The sequence below is a fragment of the Rhodococcus sp. R1101 genome (genome assembly GCF_000278445.1).
Lineage (GTDB): Bacteria > Actinomycetota > Actinomycetes > Mycobacteriales > Mycobacteriaceae > Rhodococcus > Rhodococcus gordoniae.
In genome coordinates, this window is sequence record NZ_AJVB01000315.1 from 1 (window position 1) to 4383 (window position 4383).

Annotated in this window: 3 protein-coding genes and 1 pseudogene; 2 read left to right on the forward strand and 2 right to left on the reverse strand. The window is 67.9% G+C overall.

Annotation, left to right across the window (positions count from 1 at the left end; translation table 11 throughout):
• Together R1101_RS0116770 and R1101_RS27155 are read left to right on the forward strand one after the other, a co-directional pair.
• On the forward strand, nucleotides 1-911 hold a 911-nt coding region (locus R1101_RS0116770; RefSeq protein WP_026003377.1), incomplete at its 5' end, for a hypothetical protein.
• A gap of 22 nt (nucleotides 912-933) precedes the next feature.
• Nucleotides 934-2510, forward strand: a pseudogene (locus R1101_RS27155) (GMC oxidoreductase).
• A 48-nt stretch (nucleotides 2511-2558) separates the two neighbouring features.
• On the opposite strand, the gene R1101_RS0116780 reads toward R1101_RS27155, so the two are convergent.
• Nucleotides 2559-4022 carry an FAD-dependent oxidoreductase gene (locus tag R1101_RS0116780; RefSeq protein ID WP_016934529.1) on the reverse strand — a complete coding sequence of 488 codons (1464 nt, stop codon included), beginning with the start codon at nucleotides 4020-4022 and terminating at the stop codon, nucleotides 2559-2561.
• Nucleotides 4023-4044: 22 nt separating this feature from the next.
• Nucleotides 4045-4383 (reverse strand): LLM class flavin-dependent oxidoreductase (locus R1101_RS0116785; protein ID WP_016934530.1); only part of this gene is annotated, 339 nt, incomplete at its 5' end.

The following is a 4383-nucleotide window of genomic DNA, read 5'->3' on the forward strand; positions in this document are numbered from 1 at the left end:
GCGGGGCGCTGATGGACGTCGAGCCCCTCGGCGACGCCTACGTGACCGCGATGTGCCACGACATCGAGGACCCGACCTTCGACGCCACCGCGCTCGCCACCAATCCGCACGCCCGGGTGCGGCCGATCCATCGGCCGCCCCGCGCGCCGGCCGATCGGCACCCGCACTGCGCGTGGACGGTCACCATCGACCCCTCGTACGAACCACCGGCTGTCGCACCTCACACCGAAGCGCTCGGCCGGTCCGCGGCCGTGGCACTCGAGCTGAGCCCGATCGACCGCGACGGCGAAGGGAGACACGACTATTCGGGTCCCCTCCTCGCAGACCTCCGGTTCGACGAGTTCTCGAAGTCGGCCCTGGTACGCATCGCCGAGGAGGTGTGCCTGCAGCATCACCTGCTCGCTCTGGGCTTCCTCATGAGTGTGCGCAAGCGAACCGACGAGCAGTCCGCGATCGAGCTGACCCGCAAGCAGCTCACGGGTATCGCCGGCATCACGTCCGAGCGCATCCGTTCCGCGCTGGGATTGCCGCGCTCGTTCGCCGGCCTGTCCGCGGTGCTCGACGTACACCCGATGCTGGCACCGGACCGGTATGTCGATCGGGTGATCTGTTTCGACGACGACGCGCTGGGTCTCCGGATCAACCGGCGAGGTGGCGCCTTCGACGACGGGTCCTGGCCCACCTTGATCGACCCCGAACACCTCGGTCCGCTCGACGCTCTGGTGCGCGGTGTGGACCCGCACTTCACCACCCGCCTGGTCTCCGCGACCGAAGAGGCTCTCGTCGTCGAGGTGTTCCGTGCCGAATCCCCGGCGAACGAGTGCGACGAGGTCGCCATCACGCGCTTCAGCACGGGTTCGTCCTTCGTCTTCGAAGATCGGGGAATCCCACTCCCGCTCACGGTTGTCTGACCACGCTCCAGGAGAGCCCTTCGTGAATATTGCGCTGTCCCGCCGTACCTTCCTGCGGGGAACCGTCGTCGGCGGTGCGGCCGTTGCCGCGTTGTCGTTGTCCCCGATCCCACGCGCACGCGCCGAGGTCACCGAGGAGCGCCATCGGGCGGTCGTCGTCGGCAGCGGATTCGGCGGTGCGATCACCGCGTTGCATCTCGGCCGGGCCGGTGTGCAGACCCTGGTCCTCGAACGGGGCATCCGCTGGCCCACGGGACCGAATGCCGAGACGTTCCCTCACATGCTGCAACCGGACCGGCGGATGTCGTGGTTGTCGTCCGCCCCGGTGATGACCGGTACTCCGCCGATCCCGACCGAACCGTTCACCGGGCTCATCGAACGGGTTCCGGGAACGGCATGGACGTCATGTGCGGCGCGGGGGTCGGCGGGAGTTCGCTGGCCTATCACGGCATGACCGTGCAGCCCGACGGGCAGCGATTCTCCGATTCGGTGTCCTCGCGTATCGACTACGACCTGCTGGCCTCCGACCACTACCGGCGGGTGGCGCGGATGCTGCAGGTCGCGACCATCCCGGACGATCTGCTCGACCACGATCGGTACCGGTCCTCACGCCAGTTCCTGGACCGTGCAGGCTCGGAGGGCTACGACACGTTCAGGGTGCCGATGTGCATCGACTGGGACTTCGCGCGACGGGAGCTGACCGGGGAACTGAAACCGTCCTACACGACGGGCGACGTCATCTACGGAGTCAACAACGGCGGTAAGTTCTCGGTCGACGTCACCTATCTCGCCGAAGCGGAACGCACGGGGCTCGTCACGGTCGCGCCGCTGCACCGGGTCGGCGACATCGAGCGCGCTCCGGACGGCACCTGGATCGTGCACGTCGACCGGATCCACACGGACGGAACGATTCTCGAACGTAAGCGGATCCTCGCACAGTCGCTGTTCCTCGGTGCCGGATCGGCCGGCACAACCCGTCTCCTCGTGAAGGCGAAGGCGAAGGGGTTCGTCCCCGATCTTCCCGACGGCGTCGGAACGGGATGGGGCAACAACGGCGACCGGGTGTTCGCCGTGACGAGTCCGCTCGTCAGCCCCGGCGACCATCAGGGCGGGCCCGCCTGTGTGGGTATGCGCGACTACACCGATCCCGCCGGACCGTTGATGATCGTCACCGGGCCGGTGCCGTTCCCCGTCGATGTGGGAACGACCACGATGATCGGTCTGGGGATCGTCGACGGCCGAGGAGTCTGGCACTACGACGCCGGCCGCGACGATGCGGTCCTGAACTGGGATCAGGCCTACGACCGGGAACTCACCCGCGCGATCGAGGCCCGCATCCGGCGGATCGCGGGACCGGCCTCGATCGTCATCGACGTCAACGCCGTCGACATCAACACCTTCCATCCGCTCGGGGGTGCGCCGTTCGGGGCGGTGTGCGACGACGCCGGTCGCGTGCACGGCCAGCCCGGCCTGTATGTGGTGGACGGCGCGAAGATTCCGGGATCGACCGGGGCGTGCAATCCGTCGATGACGATCGCGGCGCTCGCCGAGTACGGCGCCGATCAGATCGTCTCGCGCGACCTGGATCGCGTGTTCTGACCCGATGGGTGGTTCCGGTGGCCGTGGCCACCGGAACCGTTCCGGCTGTCAGTCTTTCGCAGCCGACAGGCCGGCGCGACGACCGAAGAAACTTCCGTCTCCCAGCGACGTGCCGCTCGCATATCCCCACGCGCACACACCCGACGTGCAGCGACCCGCGGCGAACAGGCCGGGGATCGGGTCGCCGGAGACGTGCAGCACCTCCGAGTCGACCGAGGTGCGCAGGCCACCGAGCGTGAAACCTGCGGTGCAGTTACGGAGATCGAGTGCGGCGATCGGGCTGCCGATCGGCTTGGCCCATTCGCTCTTCTTGCCCAGCACCGGATCGCTGCCGTTCGCCGCGTGCCGGTTGTACACCTCGACGGTCGCCTGCAGCGTTCCGGCCGGCAGCTCCATGTCGGATTCGAGCTCGGCCACGGTCTCCGCGACCCACTTCGGCCGGAACCGGAAGAAGGGCGTCGAACTCTTTGCCGCACAACCTTCCTCGTACGCCTGCTCGTCGATGATCAGGTACGCCTGGTTGTCGTTCCTGAGCAACGTGAGCTGACCGATGCGGCCCGGATAGGTGTCCTCGGGGACGTAACGCTGACCGCGGCCGTTGACGAGGATGCCCCGCGCCATCAACTGCGGGTCGCCGAAGAAGGCGACCTCGGTGGCATCCATGTGCGCGAGGTCGGCGCCGAGTGCCTGCGCCATGCGGATCGCGCGCCCGTCGTGTTCCTCGATCGCCGCGCCCGGTCGTCCCGTCAGCTGGGGCGCGTAGGAGGCGACCATCTCCTTGTTGTACGCGAAACTGCCGGTCGCGAGGACGACGCCTCGGCGGGCGCGGATGTGGACGTCCTTGCCGTACTGCTTGGTCGCCAGGCCGACGACGCGTCCGTCGCCGTCGACGATCAACCGCTGGACCCGCACGTCGTATTCGGAACGCACACCGAGGCTTTCGGCGACCTTCGACAGCGGCTGCATGAGCATGAACCCACCGCCCTTCTCACCGGTGCGCTTGTCGGCCATCTGGGGGACGTGGCCGCGCGGAGCGGGCGTCGCGATCTCGTTGAAGGGTGCGGAGTTCTCGCCGCCGGAGTACATCAGGCCGTCGTCGCCGGGGATCTCCCAGCCCGGTTCGCCCCAGAAGCTCTCCTTGAATACCACGCCATTGTCCACGAGCCACTCGTAGTGCTCGACGCTGCCCTCGCAGTACTCGGTGATCTTCGCTTCGTCGGCCCCCGGGCCGAGAGCGGCGATCATGAACGCCTTCATGTTCTCGGGAGTGTCCTCGAATCCGAGTGCCTTCTGCAGCGGGGTGCCACCGCCGAGGTAGATGATCCCCCCGGACAGCGAGGCCGCGCCGCCCCATCCGCCGGTCCGCTCGAGGACGAGCACCTCGGCACCCGCGCGGGCGGCCTCGATGGACGCCGAGACACCGGCGATGCCGTAACCGGCGACGACGACGTCGGCTTCGTGGTTCCAGGTGGTGACGGTGTCGGCGGGGACGGGGTGAAGATCGGTGCTCATGGGGATCCGTTCCGGTCGGTGATCAGTGGTCGAGTTTCGAAGCGAGCCGGTCGATGTACGCGACGACGTCCTCTTCGGAGCGGTCGGGCAGTCCGAAGATCACTTCGGTGACACCGGCATCGGCCCACAGTCTCGATTGCTCGGCGTCGTAGCGACCGGCCAAGGCCAGGACATCCGGGGTCCCGCTGCGCCCGGCATCGGCCCACGCCTTGTGGAGGCGCGCGACGTTGTCGACGACATTGTCCTCAGTGGGGGTGGTGATCCACCCGTCGGCGTGGCGGACGATCCAATCGAAGTTGCGGTCGGTGGAACCGGCTCCGAGGAAGATCGGGGGACGCGGCTGCTGCACGGGTTTCGGCCA